This is a genomic window from Polynucleobacter sp. 39-46-10, from assembly GCF_002282275.1.
Genome location: NZ_NCJB01000522.1, coordinates 1 through 1204, shown reverse-complemented (window position 1 = coordinate 1204; position 1204 = coordinate 1). Strand labels below are relative to the sequence as shown.

The 1204-nt window shown below is 48.6% G+C and carries 1 protein-coding gene; it reads right to left on the bottom strand.

All coding sequences use genetic code 11. The annotated features are described in order from the left end of the window. On the bottom strand, positions 1-1204 hold a 1204-nt coding region (locus B7X71_RS17380; protein ID WP_293601663.1), incomplete at both ends, for a rhodanese-like domain-containing protein.

Genomic DNA, 1204 nt, shown 5'->3' with positions numbered 1-1204 from the left:
ACCAGTTGTGCTCGTGAGAACGAGGCGATTTGCGGTTGGTAGATTCTTCATCGCGTTTGAAAACTGTGATCGCAGTGCAAACCAACTTCCAGGAATATGACCCTTCACATAATTTGCATGAGTGCTCAGATCTATACAGATGGTTGCGCTATCGCTCTCTAGCCAAGAAGAGGCTGTCTTGACATCTACTGTTTGAATTTGAGGCGTGCTTGGTAGGGCGGGAGTCCATACCCCTTTCTCAGTAAGGTCGGTAGCTTTGATGTCATCGATCACGTAGACGTCCCAAGCCATTTGGGCGAGCCATGAGGCAGGCATATTGGCTCGAACACCACCAGGATCAGATAGTACGATACGTGCGCCACGAACCGGCGCCACCATTTCTGTTTCTTGTACTAATTGTCCGCCTGGTGTTGAGCGGAATCCCGGAAGATGGCCTGCTTCATATTCTTCAGGGGTTCTTGGATCAAAGAAATAGGTGGTGCGTTCTGCTTGGGATTTCCATTGCGCAATATCTGCAAGCTTTACTCGCTTTACCCCAGCCTGATCTGCAACGCTACGTGCACGTTTCGCGGCTTCACTCGCAGTGCTTTCGCTAACCTCTTTGAATTTACGACTTTGCCCCTTATCTAATTCTTGCCCAGCTAAGGTCCAGCCAATCGTGCCATTACGCAAAGCATTTACCTCGTTGGGAATGCCTGCATTAATCAGAGATTGAGTGCCGATGATGCTGCGTGTTCTTCCGGCGCAGTTCACGATGATCTTGGTCTTTGGATTAGGGGCAATTTCAGGAACGCGCAATACCAATTCCGCACCCGGTACGCTGATGCCCGTTGGGATGCTCATAGTGTTGTATTCATCAAAGCGACGTACGTCTACCACCACTACATCCTCTTGATCATCAATTAACTTCTTTACTTCTTGGGCGGACAAAGAGGGGGTATGTCTTTTGGATTCCACGAATTCACCAAAAGATTTGCTGGGTACATTGACGTCCTTAAATACTTCACCGCCAGCTGCTTTCCAAGTAGGAATACCGCCTTTAAAAACAGAAACATCCAAGTAGCCTAGCTCTAAGAGTCTTTGTGCTGCCAACTCTGCAGAACCCTCGCCATCATCGAGTGTGACGATGGGGACATCTTTTCTGGGGAGCTTACTAAACGCATCAACTTCAAGACGTGACAGCGGAAAGTTAGCCGCAAACAAA